This is a genomic window from Phenylobacterium sp., assembly GCF_036501465.1.
In the GTDB taxonomy this organism is placed as follows: domain Bacteria; phylum Pseudomonadota; class Alphaproteobacteria; order Caulobacterales; family Caulobacteraceae; genus Phenylobacterium.
The window spans coordinates 1-19,314 of the sequence record NZ_DASYAF010000159.1; the positions used below are offsets into that span (position 1 = coordinate 1).

Sequence of the window (19,314 nt, forward strand, 5' to 3'; positions counted from 1 at the left end):
CTTTCGATCGCTGTATCGCCGCTCGGATGGCGTGCGTGGTCGTGGCGCTGCCGTGGAGTATCTGGCCCATAGAGCCTCCCGATGTGAGCACTCAGCTAAGCTGAGTCCCCCACACAGCGGGACCAGACACCTAGCACGGCCCCGCTTTCGCCGCATGTGGCGCCGACGGTGGCCGCCATGGGAAGCTTCACGATGCGGACCGCGACGGGCGCCGCCCTGATCCTGGCTCTGAGCGTCGCGCTGGCGGGTGCGACGAGGGCCGCCCCGCCGGTGGCCGGCGACCCCGAGGCCAATGTGGTCGAGGAGCTGGTGGTGGTGGCGCGGCGTCCCGCCCCGGCCTGGTGGCGCGTCGAGAAGGACGGCTCGACGGTCTGGATCCTGGGCGTGCTGGACACGCCCCTGCCCAAGGACGTGACTTGGCGGCGCCGCGAACTGGACGAGCATCTGAAGGGGGCCAGCGCGCTGATCACCGGGCCCAGGCTGCACGCCGGGCTGGACGATATCGTCGGCCTCTTCAAGCTCTACGGCATGCTGCGGACGCAACACATGGAAGCGGCGCTCGCCCCGGCGCAGCGGGCGCGGTTCGTGGCAGACCGGGAGAAGCTGGGCAAGGGGCCGGAGCGCTACGACCACTGGCGGCCGATGATCGCCGGCCAGATGCTGCTGCGGGATTCGCGGCCGCAGGCGCTCGTCGACGTGGGCCGGCAGGTGCGCGCCGAGGCGGTCAAGCGCGGGACGCCGGTGAAGGCGGCGGGCGAGTACGACCTGGTCCCCTTCGCCAAGGCGGCGCTCAGCTCGCTGACCCCGGCCTCGGAGGGCGAATGCCTGGGCGCGGCGCTGGACGACGCGGAGACCGACGAGGCGGTCTGGCGCAAGGCCGCGGTCGGCTGGGCGCGGGGCGACGTGGGCGCGGCCCTGCTGGCCCCGCGGCGCTTCGACCGCTGCCTGCTGCTGATGGCGGGCGGGCCGCAGCTCTGGCGCCGAAGCACCGACGACCTGGCCGACGCGATCACAGGCGCCCTTGGCAAGCCCGGCCATGCGGTGGCGACCGTCCCGCTGCGCCGGCTGGTGGCCAAGGACGGGCTGATCGAGAGCCTGAAGGCCCGCGGCCTGACGGTGATCGGCCCGGACGGGCCGGTCTAGGCGCGCTCACGCGACGGCGGCGACCGGAACCCGCAGGCCCGCCGCCCGCTGAGTCCTGGAGGAGCCAGCCATGACCACACCCAATTCTCCGGACCCAAACCTTGAAATCGCCACCGGCAACCGCCGGGCCGAGACCCACTATGAGCGCGACAAGGACCAGATGGTCCGGGTCGCCCACCTGGAGAAGCCGCAGGCTCCGCTGCCACGCCATGAGGGCACGGTGGGCGCCGGCCTCGAGCCGGACAAGCCGGGCGAGCCGATCGAGGACGTGAAGGTCGATGTGGCCGAAAGCTCGGTCTGGGACGGCCGGCCGCTTGGCGAGCAGACCACCGAGGACGTCCCGCGGCAGGGTGGCCCGCACGCCTCGCCCGAGCGCGCGGCCCACGCCGACGACGATCCGCCCAAGCCGCCGTTCCAGCCATCCGAGCTGGTCAGCAAGCGCGCCGGCGGTTGAGGGGCCCGGCCGCCTAGGGTGTGTGGCCGTTGAGCTGGTCGAGGGTGAGCGTATTGGCTCCCGGCTGGACGTTGACCGGCTGGACCCAGACGACCGGCTTGCCCTGGATGGCGGAGACGCCCACCACATAGTAACGCCCCGAGGGGATCTGCGGCGTCTGGGCGTGGCCCTGGGCGTCGGTCATGACCCGGCCCAGCGCGCCTCTCACAATGGCGGGGATTTCACTCTGGCAGACCGGGAGCGAGCGGCAATCGGACGCGAGCTTGGCCGGCAGGCTCACGCCCTGCGGCATCGGCAGGCCCGTCGCGGCGTAGGCCGCCTGCGGGTCCTGGGTCATCAGCCACAGGGGCGCGTTGACGAGCGGGGTGAAGCCGCCCGGGACGGAGATTCCCACCTGGAACCTCAGGGTCGCATTGGCCGGACCGGACGGCGGGGGCGCGGCCCGCGGCATCGGCGCGTTGGCGAGCTGGGCGCCGGGGATGGACGCCAGGGCCTGGCCCCCGGTGCGCCCCGGACCGCCCGAGCGGTCGCGTTGCAGCGTGCAGCCCATGGCGGAGACCGCGTGATCGGGATCGGACAGGCTCATGATCGTGGGCTGGCTCCCCGAGCCCTTGACCAGCACCGCGATCCGCGAGGGATTGCCGTGATACTCGACGTGCTGCTGCACCTGGGCGCGGCCGTCGGCGCCCACCCGCTCGAAGCTCGAAGGCCCGAACGTCACGATCTTGCCGAACATCGAGTCGCAGCCGCCGGCCAGCATCCCGCTGGACAGCTGGCCCAGCGGACCAATGCTGTTCAGGTCCATGCCGGGATTGGCGCCGGTCGTGCGCCAGCGGCCGAGGAGCGGGTTCTGGGCGGCCGAAAGCAGGGGGGCCTTGGCCAGCACCCCGTTGAAAATTTCATTGGTGAGCGCGTCGGCGGCGGCCGAACCCGATCCGGGGTGGCCGACGGCGCCTCCCGAACCGCCCCCGCCGATGTTGGCTTGCGGCTGATGATATCGCGGGTCCGTGGTCCTGACGCCGTCCTCGGTTCTGACGCCCAGATTGTCTTCCGAAGGCGTCTGCGGCTGCCCGGCGACGGCCGGAAGGGCGACCAGCGTCGCCAGCAGGAAAAGGATCCTCGAAAAACCGGACGCCCGCATCCGCTGCCTCCTCACCGAGCCATGGCGAAGGTTAACACGTCAGCGAACGCGTTACATCCAGGACTGGTCTACATGCGCTCCGGCGTGGCGACGCCCAGAAGGTCCAGCGCGGTCTCGAGCTGGGCCAGAGTCGCGGCCGCCAGCGCCAGGCGCGAGGCGCGCGTGGGCGGCTCGGCCTGCAGGATCGGGCAGGCGGCGTAGAACTTCGAAAAGGCCTGGGAGAGGCGATAGGCATGCTCGGCCACGGCGTTGGGGGCGTAGCGGTCGTAGGCCTCGGAAAGCGCGGTCTCGAAGGCGTCCAGGGTCAGCGCCAGTTCGCGCTCGGCCGGTTCGGCGACGGCGATCGGGCCGGGCGTGACGCCATCGGCTTCCGCCCGGCGCAGCAGGGATTTCACCCGGACCGCCTGGTAGAGCAGGTAGGGGCCGGTCTTGCCCTCGAAGCTGGTGAAGCGGTCCAGGTCGAAGACGTAGGAGGTGCCGCGGAAGTTCTGCAAGTCGGCGAACTTCAGCGCGGCCACGGCCACCTTGCCGGCGATGTCCTCGAATTCGTCGGCCGGCAGGTTCTCGCCCAGGCCGGCCTCGTGCAGCCGCTCGCGCGCCTTCTCGCGGGTCATCTCGATCATGTCGGCGAGCTTCAACACCCCGCCCTCGCGGGTCTTGAAGGGCTTGCCGTCGGTCCCGTTCATGGTGCCGAAGCCCACGTGGATCAGTTCGCCCTCGGCGGCGTAACCGGCCAGCACCGCGGCGCGGAAGACGATCTCGAAATGGTCGGCCTGGCGCTGGTCGACGCAGTAGACGATGAGCTGCGGATCGAAGCTCCTCTTGCGGTCGAGGATGGTGGCCAGGTCGGTCGTGCCGTACATGGCCGAGCCCTCGGAGGAGACCACCAGGAGCGGCGGAAGCTCGCGCTTGTCGCCGTCGCGGGCGACCCGGACGATGCGGGCGCCCTGGTCGTCCTGCAACAGGTGCTTGGCGGCGAGTTCGTCGACCATGGGGTCGATCAGGTCCTCGACGTCGCTCTCGCCCTTCCAGAGGTCGAAGTCGACGCCCAGCGCGTGGAAGTCGCGCTCCAGCGCCACCTGGGTCACGTTGCGGAATCGCCGCCAGAGCTGGAAGTAGCCCGGCTGGCGGTCTTGCAGGCCGGCGGTGATCTTGCGCGCGCGGTCGCGGTAGGCGGTGTCGGCCTTCCCCTTGGCGGCGGCCTCGGGATAGAGCCGGTCGAGGTCGGCCAGGGTGACGGCTTCGAACGGCGCGGTGTCGGCGGATCCGCCGGCGTTCAGGGCCTCGGTGATCTCGCCGATCTTCGGGTTCTCGTCCATCACCGCGCCGATCAGCAGGCCCATCTGGTAGCCCCAGTCGCCGAAGTGGGCGTCGCCCAGCACCGTATCGCCGCGGAAGCGGTAGAGGCGCTTGATCGACTCACCGATGATCGAGGCGCGCAGGTGGCCCACGTGCATGGGTTTGGCGACATTGGGGCCGCCGTAGTCGACCAGCACCCGGCGCGGCTGAGCCACCCGCTCACTGCCGCTGCGCGGATCATCGGCGATCGCCTGGGCGCGGGCCGCCAGGGCGGCGTCGGCGAGCTTCAGGTTGATGAAGCCGGGGCCGGCGATCTCCACCGACGCCAGGCGCGGATCGGCGGCCAGCGCGGCGGCGACCTCGGCGGCGAGGTCGCGCGGATTGCGGCCGACGCGCTTGGCGGCGGCGAGCGCGCCGTTGGATTGGAAGTCGGCGAGGTCGGGGCGGTCGGACGCGGTGACCCGGCCCAGGTCGGGCGGCAAGCCGAGGCCCGCGAAGGCGGCGCCAACCGCTTCGCTGAGGGCCCCTCTGAGGTCGGTCATTGGTGCGGGGCGGGGCTCGGTCCGGCGGAGGCCACCGCAGTCTGTCCGGCGTCCACGTGGAAACGCTTACCCAGGCGGTTGAACTCGGCCATCTGGGGCGTGACGTCGAAGCCGATCAGGATCTCGAAATTGGCGCCCGAGGTGGTCTGGGTGCCGCGCGGGATGACGATGTTGGCGATGGAGTCGGTCACATAGGCGCGGTCCTTGCCGCCCTGGAAGTGGACCGGCAGGTCGAAGTTCTGCCGTGCGATGACCTCGCGGTTGCGGTCGGTGACGGCCACCCAATAGTGGTAGGTCTTGGTCTCGCTGGTGGCCATCGGGCCTTTGCCGAGCTCGAACAGGATGTCCATCACCACCTTGATCGGCTCGTCGTCCTTGTATTCGCAGCCGGACGAAATGCCCTGGATCTCACCGGAATAGACCACGTTGGCCGACGCCTCGCGGGCGTCCTTGAACTCCACGTAGCGGGTGGCGTCGTAGAGGGCCTTCACATAGGGGCAGGGGCCGGCGTTGCGCATGGCCGGCAGCGGGGCCTTCGAATCGCCCCACTCCTTGTCGCGCTTCTTCTTCTTGGCGTCGTCGTCCTGCTGTTGCTTGGAGGGGCCGTTGCCGCCGCCCGGACCGCCGCCGCCGTACTGGGCGTGGGCGGCGAAGGGCAGCGCGACCATGCAGGCGGCTGCAGCGAGGAGGGTGAGGCGGCGCATGACGGGCGTCCGTGACTTCCAGAGGATGCGGCGCGGGAGGTTGCGCCAATTCGGCCCCTAACTACAGCCGAAGGACTGTGGCGGCAACGCGGCTGGCCGTCGCGCGCTTGTGTCAATCCCGCGGGCCCTTACCTTGCGCGCGATGACGCAGCCAGCTTCCCGGCCCCCGCTCACCGTCCTGCTAGCCAGCCCGCGCGGCTTTTGCGCCGGCGTCGACCGGGCGATCCAGATCGTCGAGCGGGCGATCGGCAAATATGGCGCGCCGGTCTATGTGCGCCACGAGATTGTCCACAACCGCCATGTGGTGGAGCGGCTGAAGGCTCTGGGCGCCGTCTTCGTGGAAGAGCTTTCCGAATGCCCGCCGGACCGGCCGGTGGTGTTCAGCGCCCACGGCGTGCCGAAGTCGGTGCCGGCCGAGGCCAAGGCGCGGCGGATGCTCTATCTCGACGCCACCTGCCCGCTGGTCTCCAAGGTGCATGTGGAGGCCGGCCGCCATTTCGAGGCCGGGCGCGAGATCGTGCTGATCGGCCACGCCGGCCACCCGGAGGTGGTGGGCACCATGGGCCAGCTTCCAGAGGGCGCGGTGACGCTGGTCGAGACGGTGGCCGACGCCGAGGCCTTCGAGCCCGCCGATCCGGCCAATGTCGCCTTCGTCACCCAGACGACGCTGTCGGTGGATGACACGGCCGATATCGTGGCCGCGCTGCGCGCCCGCTTCCCGGCCATCGCCGCGCCGCACAAGGAAGACATCTGCTACGCCACCACCAACCGCCAGGACGCGGTGAAGACGGCGGCGGCGCGCAGCGAGGTCCTGCTGGTGCTGGGCAGCGCCAATTCCTCCAACTCCGTGCGCCTGGCCGAGGTGGGCCGCCGCGCCGGGGCCCGGGCCTATCTGATCGACGACGCCGACGGGCTGGACCTGGCCTGGCTGGACGGCGTGCGGACGGTGGGCGTGACCGCCGGGGCCAGCGCGCCGGAGGTGCTGGTGCAGGGGGTGATCGAGCGGCTGGGCGACCGGTTCGCGGTGACGGTCGAAGAGATCGACGCGGCCCACGAGACGGTGAGCTTCAAGCTGCCGAGGGCTCTGATGGGATAGGGCGCCGTACGGACGTGGCCGCGGGGCCGCGGCGGTGGTCCTGGATAGAGGTGAGGGATATTTCGATGGGTTCGCGTTGTCTGGCCGCGGCTGCGGCGGTGGGGTTGGCCCTGGGCGTGGCCGCTCCAGCCATATCGCAGCCCGCGGCCCCGAACGCGCCGGCCAGCGCGCCGGCCACGGGCGCCTGCCGCTACACCGGTGGGGCCGCGACGCTTCCGGTGCCCGGCCGCCCGTTCATGGCCGTGGCCAGCGCCGATGGCTGCTGGCTTTTCGTCGCCCTGGGCGGTCTTGAGGGATCCCAGGTCGGCGGCGGCGGCGTGGCGGCGCTACACAACGAGGGCGGGCGCTTCAGCGTGGCCCATGTGGCGCCGGTCAAGGATTTCCCCGGCGGCCTGGCGATCAGCCATGACGGCAAGACCTTGGCGATGGCCACCGGCGGCAGCGTCGCCATCGTCGATGTCGCCAAGCTGGAGGCCGGTGACCAAGGCGCGGTGACCGCCAGCCTGCCGATGGGCGCGGGCTCGGTCTATGCGGCCATCAGCGACGACGACCGGATGCTGTTCATCAGCCAGGAGCGGCTGGCGCGGCTCAGCGTGCTCGACTTCGCCAAGGCGCGCGGCGCGGGCGAGAAGGCGGAAGTGGCCAGCATGGAGACCGGCCGCGCGCCTGTGGGGTTGGCGCTGTCGGCCAACGGCCGGGTGCTGTTCGCCACCAGCGAGAGCTTCGCCGGCAAGACGTTCGCGACGACCTGCGAGGCCGAGAACGGCGGCCACGGCCAGCATCCGGAAGGGGTGCTGACGATCATCGACGTGCGCGCCATCGCCACGGACCCCGCCAAGGCGTCCCTGGGCGTCCGCAAGGCGGGCTGCAACCCCGTGCGCGTGGCGCTGTCGCCGGACGGCCGCACGGTGTGGGTCACCGCGCGCGGCGACAATCGGCTGGAGGGCTTCTCGACGGCCAAGCTCGCCGGCATGGTGATGGACGCCCCGGAGATCGCGGTGAAGGTCGGCCCCGCGCCGGTCGGCCTGGCCGTGCGGCCCGACGGCGCCCAGGTGTGGGTGGCCAACTCCAACCGCTTCGGCCACAACCGGCCGGGCTCGCTGACCGCGGTCTCGGCCAGCGGCCAGGTGCTGCGCACCGTGCCGACCGGAATCTTCCCGCGCGACATCGGCTTCCTGCCAGACGGCAAGACCCTGGTGGTGGCGCAATATGAATCCCGCGCCGTGCAGTTCGTCCCCACCGACGCGCCGTAGGGGCGGGCGGCGATCTATGACTTGATCGAACGGGCGCGAATCCATTCTGCGACGGTCGCCAAATCCCGCTCGCCTGCGGCGACGGCCAGGACCGCGCGTGCGGCCTCCGCCTGTTCGGCGATCAGGCGATGGCCGTTGAGCCGCAAGAAGAGGCCGCAAGCCAGGAAGGCGGCGCGTTTGTTGCCGTCGGCGAAGGGATGGTTGCTGGCCACCGCCACCAGGTAGCTCGCCGCAAGCGTGCTGATGTCGGCGACACCTTCGTAGTGGAACAGGTTCGCAGGACGCGCGAGCGCCGATTCCAGCAATCCCTCGTCCCGCAGGCCTGGCGCGCCGCCGTGAAGGGCCAAGCTGCGGTCATGGAGGACGATCAGCGCCGCCTTGCTGGGCCAACGCGGCTCGGTGATCACTTGGCGAGGACGCGGAAGGCGTCTCGGTAGTCGTCCATGAACTCTTCGCCCAGGGCGATCTCTTCCGCGACCCCGGGGTTATAGGCGGACAGCCGCATCTCGCCGTCCGGGCCTTCGGTCAGATAGACGATATCGCCCTTCTCGACGCCGAGTTTGACCAGCGCCTCCTTGGGCAGCAACACGCCAACGGAATTTCCGACCTGGGTCAGTTTGAGCGGGATCATCGGGACTCCCAATCCGTCAGTTATAACGCACGTAATACTCTCGAGTTATAACCGATGTCATACGTCCTGTCGACTTGACCCCTCACGCGACCTCCCCCATGCCCGGGCCATGGCGGTCTACACCGACATCACTGACGAGGAGCTGGCGGGGCTGCTGGCCGATTACGACATCGGCCAGGCGCTGAGCCTGAAGGGCGTCGCCGAGGGGGTGGAAAACTCTAACTTCCTGCTGGAGACCGAGGCCGGGCGGTTCTTCCTGACCGTCTATGAGCGCCGGGTGAAGCCCGACGACCTGCCGTTCTTCCTGGAGCTGCTGCGCTGGATCGCCGACCGGGGCTATCCGAGCGCCACGCCGATCGCTGATCGCGCGGGGCGCCTGCTGAAGAGCGTGCGCGGCAAGCCCTGCGCCATCGTCTCCTTCCTGTCGGGGCTGGCGGTGCGCCGGCCGATGGCGGCCCATTGCCGCGAGGCGGGCGCGGGCCTGGCGGCGCTGCACCTGGCGGCCGACGGCTTCCCGCTCAGCCGCGCCAACGACCTCGGCCAGGCGGCCTGGGCGCCGATGTTCCGTGAGCTGACGGGTGCGGCCGACGCGCTGAAGCCGGGCCTGGCGGCGACGATTTCGTCCGATCTCGAACTTTTGGCGAAGCGCTGGCCCAAGGACCTGCCCAAGGGCGTGATCCACGCCGATTTCTTTCCCGACAACGTGTTCTTCAAACAGGGGAAATTCGCGGGCGCCATCGACTTCTATTTCGCCTGCATCGACGCGCTGGCCTACGATATCGCCGTGGCGCTGAACGCCTGGTGCTTCGAGCCGGACGGCAGTTTCAACATCACCTCGGCGCGAGCCCTGGTGGCCGGTTACGAGAGCCAGCGAAAGTTGTCCGATCTCGAACGATCGGCCCTGCCGATCCTGGCGCACGGGGCGGCGATGCGCTTCTTCCTGACGCGGCTGCACGACTGGGGCGCGACGCCGGCGGGCGCGCTGGTGCGGCCCAAGGACCCGCTGGAGTACGAGCGCAAGCTGGCGGTGCACCGGGCCTCGCCGGACCTCGTGCTGTTCGGCGCCCCCCAGAGCCAAGCCGAATGACACCCCAGGTGGTGATCCATACGGACGGCGCCTGTTCAGGCAATCCCGGGCCGGGTGGTTGGGGCGCGGTGCTGCACTGGGGCGACCAGGAGAAGGAGCTCTGGGGCGGCGATCTTCAGACGACCAACAACCGCATGGAGCTGATGGCGGCGATCCAGGCGCTGGAGGCGCTGAAACGGCCTTGCCGCGTGGAACTGCACACCGACAGCCAGTACGTCCGCAACGGCATCCGCGAATGGATCCACGCCTGGAAGGCGCGCGGCTGGAAGACCGCCGACAAGAAGCCGGTGAAGAACGACGACCTGTGGAAGCGGCTGGACGAGGCGCGGGCGCGTCACGAGGTCGATTGGCGCTGGATCAAGGGCCACGCCGGCCACGAGTTCAACGAGCGCGCCGACGAACTGGCCCGCCGCGGGCTGGAGGAGACCGTGGCCGCCGCGGCGAAGTAGTTCGAATCTGAACGGGCTGTAATTTGCGGTTCGCCCTCGAACGGCGTAGTCTGTACGGAGTTCTCAGCCCTCCCAGGAGGCCGCCATGGCCGCCGAACCGGAAGACCACCCCGACGTCCAGGTCTTCGACGAAATCCGCTACATCGAGCACCTGGCGCGCACGGCCATCACCCGCAAGCTGCCGGTCGGCCTGACCTATCCGCAGTTCGAGGTGATGAACCTGCTCACCCGCAGAGGCGACGGGGTGACGCCGGTGACCATCGCGCGCGCCCTGCAGATGACCAAGAGCGGGCTCACCAACACGCTGCAGCGGCTGGCCGCGCGCAAGCTGGTGGAGGTCGAGAACTGCCAGTCGGATGGCCGCAAGAAGCGCATCTGGCTGACGGCGGCCGGTCGCGCCGCCTACGGCCAGGCGATGGCGGCGCTGCGCCCGAAGATGGAAAGCCTCCGCGACGGCTTCACCTCCAAGGAATTCCGCGAGGCCCTGCCGTTCCTCCGCGCCCTGAGGACGTGGCTGTCGGAGCGCGACGAAGGCCCAGGATCGGCCGCGCAGCTGATGCTGGGGACGGCGGCGGAATAGGTCGCCCCTAGCTCTTCACCTCGATGTGGCCGCCGAAGCCGAAGCGCATGGCCGAGAGGATCTGCTCGGCGAAGCTGTGTTCCTCGCGCGAGCGGAAGCGGGTGAACAGCGCGGCCGCCAGCACATTGGCCGGGGTGGCGGTCTCGATGGCCGCCTCCAGCGTCCAGCGGCCCTCGCCGCTGTCGGCCACGGCGCCCTTGAACTGCTCGAGCTCGGCGTCGCTGGCCAGGGCCGAGGCGGTCAGGTCCAGCAGCCATGAGGAGACCACGCTGCCGCGGCGCCAGACCTCGGCGACGTCGGCCAGGTTGAGGTCGAAGCGCTCGTCCTCGGCGACGTCGGCGCCGGCGCGGTTCTTCAGGATGTCGAAGCCCTCGGCATAGGCCTGCATCAGGCCGTACTCGATGCCGTTGTGGACCATCTTGACGAAGTGGCCGGAGCCCACCGGGCCGGTGTGGATGTAGCCCTCCTCGGCGCGCGGGTCGGCGTCCTTGGGCCGCTTGGTGCGCTCGATGTCGCCGCGGCCGGGGGCCAGCGTCTTCAGCAGCGGCTCGATGAGGTCGAAGGTCGCCTTCGTCCCGCCGGCCATGATGCAGTAGCCGCGTTCCAGGCCCCAGACGCCGCCGGAGGTCCCGACGTCGGCGTAGCCCACGCCGCGTTCGGCCAGCGTCTTCGCGCGGCGGATATCGTCGCGGTAGTAGCTGTTGCCGCCGTCGATCACGACGTCGCCCTTGTCGAAAGCCTTGCCCAGGGCCGCGACGGTCTGCTCGGTGGGCGCGCCGGCCGGCAGCATGACCCAGGCGACGCGCGGCGGCTTCAGCGCGCCGGCCACCTCGCTCAGATCCTTAAGCCCCCTGGCGCCGTCCTTGACCACGTCGGCCACCGCCTTGGCGTCGCGGTCGTAGACCACGCACTGATGGGCCGCGGCCATCAGCCTGCGCGCGATGTTCCCGCCCATCCGGCCGAGGCCGACGATGCAGACCTGCATTTCTGGTTGGCTCCGTTTCCGCGAGTTCAGGCGCTGGCCCGCCGCCCGCTGTGATGCTTGCCGATCTTCGCCTGCTTGTCCGCCACCGCGGCCAGCAGAGTCTCGAAGGCCTTTTCGAAGGCTTCGACGCCCTCGTCCACCAGCCGGTCGGTGACCGCGTCGAGGTCCAGCCCCAGGGCCTCCGTCTCAGACAGCACCTGGCGCGCGCCGGCCACGTCGTCGACCAGGGTCTGGGCGACCTTGCCGTGTTCGCGGAAGGCGTCGAGCGTCTTGGGCGGCAGGGTGTCGACGGTCTCCGGCCCGATCAGCGCCTCGGCGTAGAGCAGCTCGGGGAAAGCCGGGTCCTTGGTGCTGGTCGACGCCCAGAGCAGCCGCTGCGGGGCCGCGCCGGCGTGCTCCAGCGCCCGCCAGCGCTCGGTGGAGGCCAGCTGCAGATAGTGCTGGTAGGCCATCTTGGCGTTGGCGATGGCCACCCGGCCGCGCACCGCCTTCAGGCGCTGGGTCGTGACCGCGTCGGCGCCCTGCAGCTTCTCGTCGACCGCCTTGTCGATGGCCGTGTCGATGCGGCTGACGAAGAAGGAAGCGACGCCGTGCACCGCGCCGACATTGCCGCCGCCCGCCTTGAAGGCCTCCAGGCCCGCGGCGTGTGCTTCGGCCACCGCCAGGTAGGCGTCGATGCCGAACAGCAGGGTGACGTTGACGTTGATCCCTTCGGCGATCAGCGCCTGGATGGCCGGCGCGCCCTCGCGCGTGCCGGGGATCTTGATCATCAGGTTCGGGCGATCGACGGCCTTCCACAGCCGCCGGGCCTCGGCGATAGAGCCGGTGGCGTCGTGCGCCAGCTTCGGCGAGACCTCCAGGCTCACGTAGCCGTCGCGACCGCCCAACCGGTCGAAGGTCGGGCGGAAGACGTCGGCGGCGGCCTGGATGTCGGCCACCGCCAGGCGCTCGAAGATCTCGCCGGGTTCGGTCACGCCGCGGTCCACGAGTTCGCCGATGCGGGCGTCGTAGACGTCGCCGTCGCCGATCGCCTTCTCGAAGATCGAGGGGTTGGAGGTGAGGCCGGTGAGCTGGTCTTCGGCGATCAGCCTGGCGAGCTTGCCGGAGCTCATCAGGTCCGGGTGCAGGTAATCCAGCCAGACCGCCTGGCCGGCCTCTGAGAGGGCCTTCAGCGGGGGTGAGGCGGTCATGGATCGCTCCTTCTCAAGACTTGCCGCCCCGCCGGTGGCCGTTCGCCTCGACCTGGCGGCGGGCGGCGGCGCAGACCGCCTCGGCGGTCAGGCCGAAGTGGCGCATGACGTCGGGCCCAGGCGCCGAGGCGCCGAAGCTCCGCATGGCGACGATCTCACCGGCGGGGCCTGCGTAGCGGTCCCAGCCGAGCGGCGAGCCGGCCTCCACGGCGACGCGGGCGCTGAGGCCCGGCGGCAGAACCTCGTCGCGGTAGGCCTGGGGCTGGGCTTCGAAGAGGTCCCAGGATGGCATGGAGACCACATGCGCCCGGATGTCCTCGTCCGCCAGCTTTTCCGCCGCGGCGACGCAGAGCCCGACCTCGGTTCCCGTGCCGATCAGGATCACGTCGGCCTTGGCCGGATCGCCGCGGCTGAGCGCGTAGGCGCCCTTGGCCACGCCGGACGCCGGGGCGTAGGCGGTGCGGTTGACGGTGGGCGTGGCCTGGCGCGACAGGATGAGGCAGGCGGGCTTGTCGCGCTGGCCCAGGATCACGCGCCAGGCCTCGGCGGTCTCGTTGGCGTCGGCGGGCCGCAGGACCATCAGGCCGGGCACGGCGCGAAGCCCGCAGAGCTGCTCGATCGGCTGGTGGGTCGGGCCGTCCTCGCCGACGCCGATGCTGTCGTGGCTGAAGACGAAGACCGCGGGGCAGCCCATCAGCGCCGCCAGGCGGATCGGCGGGCGCATGTAGTCGCTGAACACCAGGAAGGTGCCGGTGTAGGCGCGCAGGCCTGAGAGCGTCAGGCCGTTGGCGATGGCGCCCATGGCGTGCTCGCGCACCCCGAAATGCAGGTTGCGGCCGCCGCAGGCGCCGGGCTGGAAGTCGCCGGCCGCGTCGAACTCCAGCAGGGTCTTGGTCGAGGGCGCGAGGTCGGCCGAGCCGCCCACCAGCCAGGGCCAGCGCGGCCCGATGGCGTTCAGCACCTTGCCGGAGGCGGCGCGGGTGGCCATGCCCTTGGGGTCGGCGGGGAAGACCGGCGTGTCGCGGTCCCAGTCCTTGGGCGGGCGGCCGGCCAGCAACTCGTCGAGCTCGGCCGACAGCTCCGGATAGGTCTTGGCGTAGGCCTTGCGCAGGCGCTCCCAGGCTTCCGAGGCGGCGCCGCCGCGCACGCCCAGGGTCTCGGCGAAGCGGTTGACCGCGGCGGGCGGGACCTCGAACTGCGCGTCTTCCGGCCAGCCGTAGGCGCGCTTGGCGGCCTTGACCTCTTCCGGGCCGAGCGGGTCGCTGTGGGCCTTCGACGTGCCGCCCTTGTGCGGGGCGCCGTAGCCGATGACGCTCTTGACCAGGATCAGGGTGGGCTTGCCGTCGGTCTCGGCAAAGGCCTCCAGCGCGCGCAGCACCGCTTGGGTGTCGTTGGCGTCGGCGACCCGCTGGATCGCCCAGCCGTAGCCTTCGAAGCGCTTGGCCACGTCCTCGCCGAAGGCCAGCGAGGTGGGCCCCTCGATGCTGACGGCGTTGTCGTCGTAGATCCAGCAGAGGTTGGAGAGCTTAAGGTGGCCGGCCAGGGAGGCGGCCTCGCCGCTGATCCCCTCCATCAGGTCGCCGTCGCTGCAGACGGCGAAGACGCGGTGGGCGAACAGCTCGTGGTCCGGGCGGTTGAAGCGGGCGGCCAGCCAGCGGCCGGCCATGGCCATGCCGACGCTGTCGCCGACGCCCTGGCCCAGCGGGCCGGTGGTGGTCTCGACCCCGGTGGTGTGGCCTTGCTCCGGGTGGCCGGGGCAGGCGCTGCCGAGCTGGCGGAACGACTTGATCTCGTCGAGGCTGACGGCGGGCTTGCCGGTGGGCTTGCCGCGATGGTCGAGCGCGACCACGCCGGCCAGGTGCAGCAGGCCGTAGAGCAGCATGCAGGCGTGGCCGTTGGACAGCACGAAGCGGTCGCGGTCGGGCCAGAGCGGCGCCTTGGGGTCGTAGCGCAGCACCCGGCTCCACAGCGCATAGGCCACCGGCGCGAAGCCCATGGGCGCGCCGGCGTGGCCCGACTGGGCCTTCTCCACCGCATCGATGGCGAGCGTGCGCAGGGTGTCGACGGCGAGCTGGTCGGCGTCTGCGACGGCCGGCGGATCGAAGGCGTGGGGTTGGGCGTCCATGGGCATGCTGCATCGCCGCCGCGCCAAGAGCGCGCCCCGACGGCGCGGGCGGCGGTCCCTCCGGCAACGGACGGGCGATGGGAGGGTTCCGCGTATTCCCCCGGGTCAGGCGCCTGGCGTGTCGGCGTAGACCTTGACCAGGCGGTAGAGGAACTCGCGACCCTCGTAGAGCGACTGGACGCCGAGCCGTTCGTTCAGGCCGTGGATGCGGCCGAGGTCGGGCTCCAGGAACAGGCCGGAGACGCCGTAGGTCGGGATGCCGCCGGCGGTCAGCGCCTTGCCGTCGGTGGCGCCGGCCTGGAGGATTGGGATCACCGGCACGCCGGGCCACATCTGGGCGGAGACCTTCTCGATCGGGCCCATGACATTGGCGGTCAGCGGCGGGGCGGGCGCCTCGCCTTCGCGGCCGCTGGCGACCTGGGAGATCTTCACCTGCGGGTCGCCGATGATCTCCATCAGCTTGTCGCGTATGGCTTCGCGGGAGACGCCTGGGAAGATGCGGCAGTTGATGGTCACGGTGACCCGCTGCGGCAGGGCGTTCTGGGCGTGGCCGCCGGAGATCATGGTCGCCACGCAGGTGGTGCGCAGCAGGGTGTGCAGGCTGGGATCGGCCGACAGCAGCTTGTCGGCCGCCGCGTCCTTCGGGTTCGCCGCCAGCGCCGTCATGGCTGCGCCGCGCTGGCCGCCCTCGATCTTGGACATGCCCATCAGGTAGGCCTTGTTGGCGTCGTTGATCATCACCGGGAACTCGTAGCGGCGCACCTTCTCGATGGCGTCGGCCAGGCGGTAGATGGCGTTGTCCGGCACCGGCCGCGAGGAGTGGCCGCCGGGATTGGTCACCTCGAGCACGAAGCTCTGCGAGGTCTTTTCGCCGGCCTCGACGGTGTGGGCGATCCGCTTGGCGCCGTCTTCCGTGAGCTGGCCGCCGGCGCCCTCGTTGAGCGCGAAGGCCGCGTCGATCAGCTCGCGCTTGTTCTTCACCAGCCAGGAGGCGCCGTTCAGCGGGCCGCCGCCCTCCTCGCCGCAGGTCAGCGCCATCTTGACGGTGCGGCGCGGCTTGTAGCCCTCGTGCTTGAAGCGGATCAGGCTGTCGACCCAGATGGAGGCCTGGGCTTTGTCGTCCATGGCGCCGCGCGCGTAGAAGTAGCCGCCTTCCTCCACCAGGGTGAACGGGTCGCGCGTCCAGTCCTCGCGCTTGGCCTCGACCACGTCGAGGTGGGCGAGCAGCAGCACCGCCTTGGCCTTGGGGTCCGTCCCCGGATAGACGGCCACCAGCCCGCCGCTTTTTGGGAACTCGGGGGGAATGAAGACGGTGAGGTCGCTGTCGGGGAAGCCGGCCGCCTTCATCCGCGCGGCCATGCGCTGGGCGGCCAGGGTGCAGGAGCCCACCGAGGCGGTGGTGTTGGTCTCCACCAGCTCCTTGTAGAGCGCCTTGAAGGCCGGCAGCGTCGGGTCGGCCTTCGGCATCGCCGGGCTGGGCGGCGGCTGGGCGCCCACGACCTGAGGAATGGCGGCGGTGGCGACCAGCAGGGCGGCGGCGCTGAGCGCGCGGGCGAGCGTCTTCATTGGTGAACCCCGATCCGTTGGCGGGACTATTTCAGGGGGTCGCCGGCGCGGCAAGTTGAACCGCCGGCTTGGAGCCCACGACGATGCGCGGTCCTTGACAAGCCCAGGACCCCAAGGCTCGGATAACCGTGGAATGTAAGGCGGAGGGGCGTCCCAAAGGATGCTCGCCTGACGGGGGTTGAATGCGATCGATATGGATCGGAATGGCGGCGGGCCTGGTCCTGGCCGGTGCGGCCGCGGCCCAGAATCCGCCGAAGCCGGACTGGAGCCAGCTGGCCTGGCTCGAAGGCGACTGGACGGCGGTGGGTGGCGCGCCGGGCAAGGGCGGCTTCAGCTTCCGGCCGGAAGCCGGGGGCTGGCTGCTGGTGCGGCGGAACTTCGCCGACTATCCGGCCCAGGGCGGCAAGCCCGCCGAGCATCACGAGGATCTGCTGGTGATGTCCCGCGAAGGCGCCGCCGATCGGGCGACCTACTGGGACAGCGAAGGTCATGTGATCCACTACGCGGCGAGCGCTCCGGCGGCCGGCGAGGCGCTGTTCGTTAGCGACGATCCGGCGGGGCCGCGCTACCGGCTGAGCTACCGGCGCACCGCCGGGGGGCTGGCGGGTCGCTTCGAGATCGCTCCGCCCAACGCCCGCGACCAGTTCAAGACCTACCTTGAGTGGACGGCGGTCCGCGCCCACGGGCGGTAGGCCGGGTCGTCACCCCTGACCGAACGCCACCTCGCCAGCCTTGGCCACGGCGGCCGTGCGGCCGGGCGCGCGCTGGTAGGTCCAGTAGAGGTTGGTGTGGGCGATGACCTGGCCGGGCAGCGGCGCGCCCCACTGGCTGAGGTCCTCGGTGGTGTGGGCGTCGGCGGCCAGGGTCACGTCGTAGCCGCGGGTGAAGCCGCCGTGCAGGGTGGAGCGGATGCAGGCGTCGGTCTGGGCGCCGGCGACGATCAGCCGCCCGACGCCGCGCTCGGCGAGCACCGCGTCCAGGGCGGTGTCCTCGAAGGCGTCGCCGTAGCGCTTGGCGATCAGGGGCTCGTCCGGCCGCGGGTCGAGCTCGGGGGCGAACCGCCAGGGGTCCTGGCCCTTCACCAGCTGCTCGCTCTCGTGCTGCACCCAGACGACCGGGACGCCGGCCGCGCGGGCGCGGGCCACCAGGGCGACGATATTGCCGACGACGCCGTCGCGGTCGTGGGCGGACTTCATCACTCCGTTCTGGACGTCGATGACCAGGAGGGCGGCGTTCGGGCGGTCGGGCAGGGTGCTCATGGCGGGAAGATCGGGACGGGCGCCCTGTGATGCAAGCCGGCTCAGACCGGGATGTCGAAGTGCAGGACCTCCTCGCGTTCGCCCAGGCTCTCGTAGAGGGCGATGGCCGGCTCGTCGCCATGGTCGGCCTGGACGAAGATCACATAGGCGCCGCGGCTGCGCGTGACGACCTGGAGTTCGCCGATCAGGGCGGTGGCGACGCCTTGGCGGCGGTGGGCTTCGTCGACCGCCAGGTCGTAGATGTAGACCTCGCGGCGCGCCTGCTCGAACTTCTCCAGCTCGTAGGCGGTGAGGCCGCCGATCACCGTCTCGCCCACCAGCGCCACCAGGACGTGGGTGTGGTCGCGGGCCAGCAGGGCGGCGAGGTAGGCGTCGGAGGGCGGTGCGGCCGCGTAGCTCTCAGGGTCCTCGAAGGCGGCCGCGAACAGGCGGTTGAGCGCGCGCAGGCGGTCAAGGTCGCCGGGGCCGAGGCGCGTGACGAGAAGGGGCGTCTTCATGTCCCCACCGTAGCGGGCAAGGATCGGGCGTAGAAGCGCGGGCGCCGCGATCGGCGCGGCCTTCTACGCGGCTCTTGCCGAACGCCGTTCCCCTTGACGGCGCGGCCGGGCGGGCGTTGGCTTCCGCCACGGAAACCTGGGAGCCGCCCATGCGCCGTCCCCGTCTCGCATTCCTGACCGCAATCCTCGTTCTCCCGGCCGCCGGCGCGGCCGCCGCCCAGATGATGGGGCCGACGACGCCGATGCCTAGCACCGCCACCTATGGCGGCGGGCTGGACTTCCAGACCGCGCCCAGCCCGCAGCAGCGCTACAACCAGAAGATCATCGCCCTGCGCGACAAGATGCAGAAGACGGCCCGCGCCGACGGCGGGCAGTTGACCGCCGAGCACAAGGCCGCCCTGCAGAAGGAATTGGACGGCATCAACAGGCAGTTCGGGGTCAAGGCCGCCTCGGCGGGATAGGCCATCGATCCCGCCCGCGCCGGGCGGGGCGCGGGCGGGTGGCGCATCAGTGGACGATGGTGGTCGGCCGCCGCAGCCAGGCTTCATGGGTGATCGCCACCATCGAGGCGGCGTCGATGATGCCCACCGAACTCCAGGTGAACAGCGCATAGCCGGGCTGGCTTCCGTCGACGCCGTCCGGGACCGCGACGTTCATCTGGCCTGCCAGCCAGGCGATGGACCCGTAGCCGCAGAGGCTGACGCAATGGTCCTCGTTTTCGTCGCGTGCGAAGCCGGTCGCGAACCAGCCGTTCTGCTGGGAGGTCACCACGTTCTCGAGCTGGTCGGCGGCGACGCCGATCTTGACCGGCCCCTGGGAGATGGCGCTGTTCAGGATCGCGGCGTTGGTCCAATCGACGGTGTTGGCGGCGCCGTCGTCGTACTGCTGGCCGCCCTGCTGGAAGCCGTCGTTCAGCATGGTGTCGAGGACATCGCTCAGCACCGCGCCGTTGAGGTAATCATGAGCCCCCGCCCAGGCGACGGCGATCGCTTCGGTGATGAAAATCTCCGGCTGATGGCAGGCCTTGGCGAACGCCTCCTCGGCCGTCACGCAGTCGCCGTCGGTCTGGTTGCCCCAGAACGACAGCTGGGCGGGGATGACGAGGTAGTTCGCCGGGGCCGGCGCCGAGGGGATGTGCGGCATGGCGGCCGCCAGCTTGTGCCTGGGGCTCGGCAGCGCGCCACGGGGTCGTTTGTCCGGCATTGCTAGCTCCTCGACAGGCGAAGGCCGGCGGCCGGGCGCTTACGGACGCGCGAACGCCGCCTTCGAAGGATGGTTGGGTCAGATATTTTGGGCCCGGCTCGCCATCTGGA

Annotated in this window: 21 protein-coding genes; 9 read left to right on the plus strand and 12 right to left on the minus strand. The window is 70.7% G+C overall.

The annotated features are described in order from the left end of the window. Window positions 1-192: 192 nt before the first annotated feature. A complete protein-coding gene (locus VGL85_RS18125; protein WP_331590404.1) occupies window positions 193-1,143 on the plus strand; it encodes a TraB/GumN family protein in 951 nt (316 codons plus the stop codon). Between the two features lie 70 nt (window positions 1,144-1,213). Then, on the plus strand, window positions 1,214-1,597 hold the full coding sequence (locus VGL85_RS18130; RefSeq protein WP_331590406.1) for a hypothetical protein: 384 nt from the start codon (window positions 1,214-1,216) through the stop codon (window positions 1,595-1,597). 13 nt (window positions 1,598-1,610) lie between these two features. Here the strand turns inward: VGL85_RS18130 and VGL85_RS18135 are convergent, their stop codons facing one another. From VGL85_RS18135 to VGL85_RS18145, 3 genes are all read right to left on the minus strand, one after another. Next, complete coding sequence (locus VGL85_RS18135) at window positions 1,611-2,738, minus strand: hypothetical protein (protein ID WP_331590407.1); 1,128 nt, start codon at window positions 2,736-2,738, stop codon at window positions 1,611-1,613. Between the two features lie 68 nt (window positions 2,739-2,806). After that, entirely contained in the window at window positions 2,807-4,579 is a 1,773-nt protein-coding gene (argS, locus tag VGL85_RS18140) for an arginine--tRNA ligase (protein ID WP_331590408.1), read from the minus strand. After that, window positions 4,576-5,283 carry a Tat pathway signal sequence domain protein gene (locus VGL85_RS18145; protein WP_331590409.1) on the minus strand — a complete coding sequence of 236 codons (708 nt, stop codon included), beginning with the start codon at window positions 5,281-5,283 and terminating at the stop codon, window positions 4,576-4,578. The genes argS and VGL85_RS18145 overlap by 4 nt, the downstream gene beginning before the upstream one ends. Before the next feature lie 142 nt (window positions 5,284-5,425). Between VGL85_RS18145 and ispH the strand changes: the two genes are divergently transcribed. After that, window positions 5,426-6,379, plus strand: coding sequence for a 4-hydroxy-3-methylbut-2-enyl diphosphate reductase (gene ispH, locus VGL85_RS18150; protein ID WP_331590410.1), 954 nt, complete (start codon window positions 5,426-5,428; stop codon window positions 6,377-6,379). Between the two features lie 65 nt (window positions 6,380-6,444). Beyond that, window positions 6,445-7,632 (plus strand): hypothetical protein, encoded by a 1,188-nt coding sequence (locus tag VGL85_RS18155; protein ID WP_331590411.1) that lies wholly within the window; start codon window positions 6,445-6,447, stop codon window positions 7,630-7,632. A 14-nt stretch (window positions 7,633-7,646) separates the two neighbouring features. Here the strand turns inward: VGL85_RS18155 and VGL85_RS18160 are convergent, their stop codons facing one another. Beyond that, a complete protein-coding gene (locus tag VGL85_RS18160) occupies window positions 7,647-8,039 on the minus strand; it encodes a type II toxin-antitoxin system death-on-curing family toxin (protein ID WP_331590412.1) in 393 nt (130 codons plus the stop codon). Beyond that, window positions 8,036-8,263, minus strand: a complete 228-nt coding sequence (locus VGL85_RS18165; protein WP_331590413.1) for an AbrB/MazE/SpoVT family DNA-binding domain-containing protein — start codon at window positions 8,261-8,263, stop codon at window positions 8,036-8,038. The genes VGL85_RS18160 and VGL85_RS18165 overlap by 4 nt, the downstream gene beginning before the upstream one ends. Window positions 8,264-8,372: 109 nt before the next feature. On the opposite strand from VGL85_RS18165, the gene thrB reads away from it, so the two are divergent. The 3 genes from thrB (at window position 8,373) to VGL85_RS18180 (ending at window position 10,379) form a co-directional block, all read left to right on the plus strand. After that, window positions 8,373-9,350 carry a homoserine kinase gene (gene thrB / locus VGL85_RS18170; protein WP_331590414.1) on the plus strand — a complete coding sequence of 326 codons (978 nt, stop codon included), beginning with the start codon at window positions 8,373-8,375 and terminating at the stop codon, window positions 9,348-9,350. After that, window positions 9,347-9,799 carry a ribonuclease HI gene (gene rnhA, locus VGL85_RS18175; RefSeq protein WP_331590415.1) on the plus strand — a complete coding sequence of 151 codons (453 nt, stop codon included), beginning with the start codon at window positions 9,347-9,349 and terminating at the stop codon, window positions 9,797-9,799. The genes thrB and rnhA overlap by 4 nt, the downstream gene beginning before the upstream one ends. Before the next feature lie 85 nt (window positions 9,800-9,884). After that, complete coding sequence (locus VGL85_RS18180) at window positions 9,885-10,379, plus strand: MarR family winged helix-turn-helix transcriptional regulator (protein ID WP_331590416.1); 495 nt, start codon at window positions 9,885-9,887, stop codon at window positions 10,377-10,379. Window positions 10,380-10,386: 7 nt separating this feature from the next. Here VGL85_RS18180 and gnd read toward each other — a convergent pair whose 3' ends face one another. From gnd to VGL85_RS18200, 4 genes are all read right to left on the minus strand, one after another. Further along, window positions 10,387-11,364 carry a phosphogluconate dehydrogenase (NAD(+)-dependent, decarboxylating) gene (gnd, locus tag VGL85_RS18185; RefSeq protein ID WP_331590417.1) on the minus strand — a complete coding sequence of 326 codons (978 nt, stop codon included), beginning with the start codon at window positions 11,362-11,364 and terminating at the stop codon, window positions 10,387-10,389. Between the two features lie 26 nt (window positions 11,365-11,390). After that, window positions 11,391-12,554 carry a transaldolase gene (gene tal / locus VGL85_RS18190; protein ID WP_331590418.1) on the minus strand — a complete coding sequence of 388 codons (1,164 nt, stop codon included), beginning with the start codon at window positions 12,552-12,554 and terminating at the stop codon, window positions 11,391-11,393. Between the two features lie 13 nt (window positions 12,555-12,567). Further along, complete coding sequence (tkt, locus tag VGL85_RS18195) at window positions 12,568-14,679, minus strand: transketolase (RefSeq protein WP_331590419.1); 2,112 nt, start codon at window positions 14,677-14,679, stop codon at window positions 12,568-12,570. A gap of 105 nt (window positions 14,680-14,784) precedes the next feature. Further along, complete coding sequence (locus tag VGL85_RS18200; RefSeq protein WP_331590420.1) at window positions 14,785-16,245, minus strand: M20/M25/M40 family metallo-hydrolase; 1,461 nt, start codon at window positions 16,243-16,245, stop codon at window positions 14,785-14,787. Window positions 16,246-16,448: 203 nt separating this feature from the next. Here VGL85_RS18200 and VGL85_RS18205 point away from each other — a divergent pair, with 203 nt between their 5' ends. Next, on the plus strand, window positions 16,449-16,937 hold the full coding sequence (locus tag VGL85_RS18205; RefSeq protein WP_331590421.1) for a hypothetical protein: 489 nt from the start codon (window positions 16,449-16,451) through the stop codon (window positions 16,935-16,937). Window positions 16,938-16,946: 9 nt separating this feature from the next. Here VGL85_RS18205 and VGL85_RS18210 read toward each other — a convergent pair whose 3' ends face one another. After that, on the minus strand, window positions 16,947-17,504 hold the full coding sequence (locus tag VGL85_RS18210) for an isochorismatase family protein (protein ID WP_331590422.1): 558 nt from the start codon (window positions 17,502-17,504) through the stop codon (window positions 16,947-16,949). Window positions 17,505-17,545: 41 nt separating this feature from the next. Further along, window positions 17,546-18,001: an AAC(3)-I family aminoglycoside N-acetyltransferase gene (locus VGL85_RS18215; RefSeq protein WP_331590423.1), complete on the minus strand. Its 456-nt coding sequence runs from the start codon at window positions 17,999-18,001 to the stop codon at window positions 17,546-17,548. Between the two features lie 149 nt (window positions 18,002-18,150). On the opposite strand from VGL85_RS18215, the gene VGL85_RS18220 reads away from it, so the two are divergent. Next, window positions 18,151-18,462, plus strand: coding sequence for a hypothetical protein (locus VGL85_RS18220; protein ID WP_331590424.1), 312 nt, complete (start codon window positions 18,151-18,153; stop codon window positions 18,460-18,462). Between the two features lie 46 nt (window positions 18,463-18,508). Here the strand turns inward: VGL85_RS18220 and VGL85_RS18225 are convergent, their stop codons facing one another. Further along, window positions 18,509-19,204, minus strand: coding sequence for a hypothetical protein (locus VGL85_RS18225; protein WP_331590425.1), 696 nt, complete (start codon window positions 19,202-19,204; stop codon window positions 18,509-18,511). Window positions 19,205-19,314: the final 110 nt, after the last annotated feature.

Bases quoted from the DNA above. Each gene is read 5' to 3' on its own strand.
- VGL85_RS18205 (WP_331590421.1), top strand. From the start codon at position 16,449: ATGGCGGCGGGCCTGGTCCTGGCCGGTGCGGCCGCGGCCCAGAATCCG.
- gnd (WP_331590417.1), bottom strand. From the start codon at position 11,364: ATGCAGGTCTGCATCGTCGGCCTCGGCCGGATGGGCGGGAACATCGCG.
- thrB (WP_331590414.1), top strand. From the start codon at position 8,373: ATGGCGGTCTACACCGACATCACTGACGAGGAGCTGGCGGGGCTGCTG.
- VGL85_RS18220 (WP_331590424.1), top strand. From the start codon at position 18,151: ATGCGCCGTCCCCGTCTCGCATTCCTGACCGCAATCCTCGTTCTCCCG.
- VGL85_RS18125 (WP_331590404.1), top strand. From the start codon at position 193: ATGCGGACCGCGACGGGCGCCGCCCTGATCCTGGCTCTGAGCGTCGCG.
- VGL85_RS18210 (WP_331590422.1), bottom strand. From the start codon at position 17,504: ATGAGCACCCTGCCCGACCGCCCGAACGCCGCCCTCCTGGTCATCGAC.
- VGL85_RS18155 (WP_331590411.1), top strand. From the start codon at position 6,445: ATGGGTTCGCGTTGTCTGGCCGCGGCTGCGGCGGTGGGGTTGGCCCTG.
- VGL85_RS18145 (WP_331590409.1), bottom strand. From the start codon at position 5,283: ATGCGCCGCCTCACCCTCCTCGCTGCAGCCGCCTGCATGGTCGCGCTG.
- tkt (WP_331590419.1), bottom strand. From the start codon at position 14,679: ATGGACGCCCAACCCCACGCCTTCGATCCGCCGGCCGTCGCAGACGCC.
- VGL85_RS18225 (WP_331590425.1), bottom strand. From the start codon at position 19,204: ATGCCGGACAAACGACCCCGTGGCGCGCTGCCGAGCCCCAGGCACAAG.
- rnhA (WP_331590415.1), top strand. From the start codon at position 9,347: ATGACACCCCAGGTGGTGATCCATACGGACGGCGCCTGTTCAGGCAAT.
- argS (WP_331590408.1), bottom strand. From the start codon at position 4,579: ATGACCGACCTCAGAGGGGCCCTCAGCGAAGCGGTTGGCGCCGCCTTC.
- VGL85_RS18200 (WP_331590420.1), bottom strand. From the start codon at position 16,245: ATGAAGACGCTCGCCCGCGCGCTCAGCGCCGCCGCCCTGCTGGTCGCC.
- VGL85_RS18180 (WP_331590416.1), top strand. From the start codon at position 9,885: ATGGCCGCCGAACCGGAAGACCACCCCGACGTCCAGGTCTTCGACGAA.
- VGL85_RS18135 (WP_331590407.1), bottom strand. From the start codon at position 2,738: ATGCGGGCGTCCGGTTTTTCGAGGATCCTTTTCCTGCTGGCGACGCTG.
- ispH (WP_331590410.1), top strand. From the start codon at position 5,426: ATGACGCAGCCAGCTTCCCGGCCCCCGCTCACCGTCCTGCTAGCCAGC.
- VGL85_RS18215 (WP_331590423.1), bottom strand. From the start codon at position 18,001: ATGAAGACGCCCCTTCTCGTCACGCGCCTCGGCCCCGGCGACCTTGAC.
- tal (WP_331590418.1), bottom strand. From the start codon at position 12,554: ATGACCGCCTCACCCCCGCTGAAGGCCCTCTCAGAGGCCGGCCAGGCG.
- VGL85_RS18130 (WP_331590406.1), top strand. From the start codon at position 1,214: ATGACCACACCCAATTCTCCGGACCCAAACCTTGAAATCGCCACCGGC.
- VGL85_RS18165 (WP_331590413.1), bottom strand. From the start codon at position 8,263: ATGATCCCGCTCAAACTGACCCAGGTCGGAAATTCCGTTGGCGTGTTG.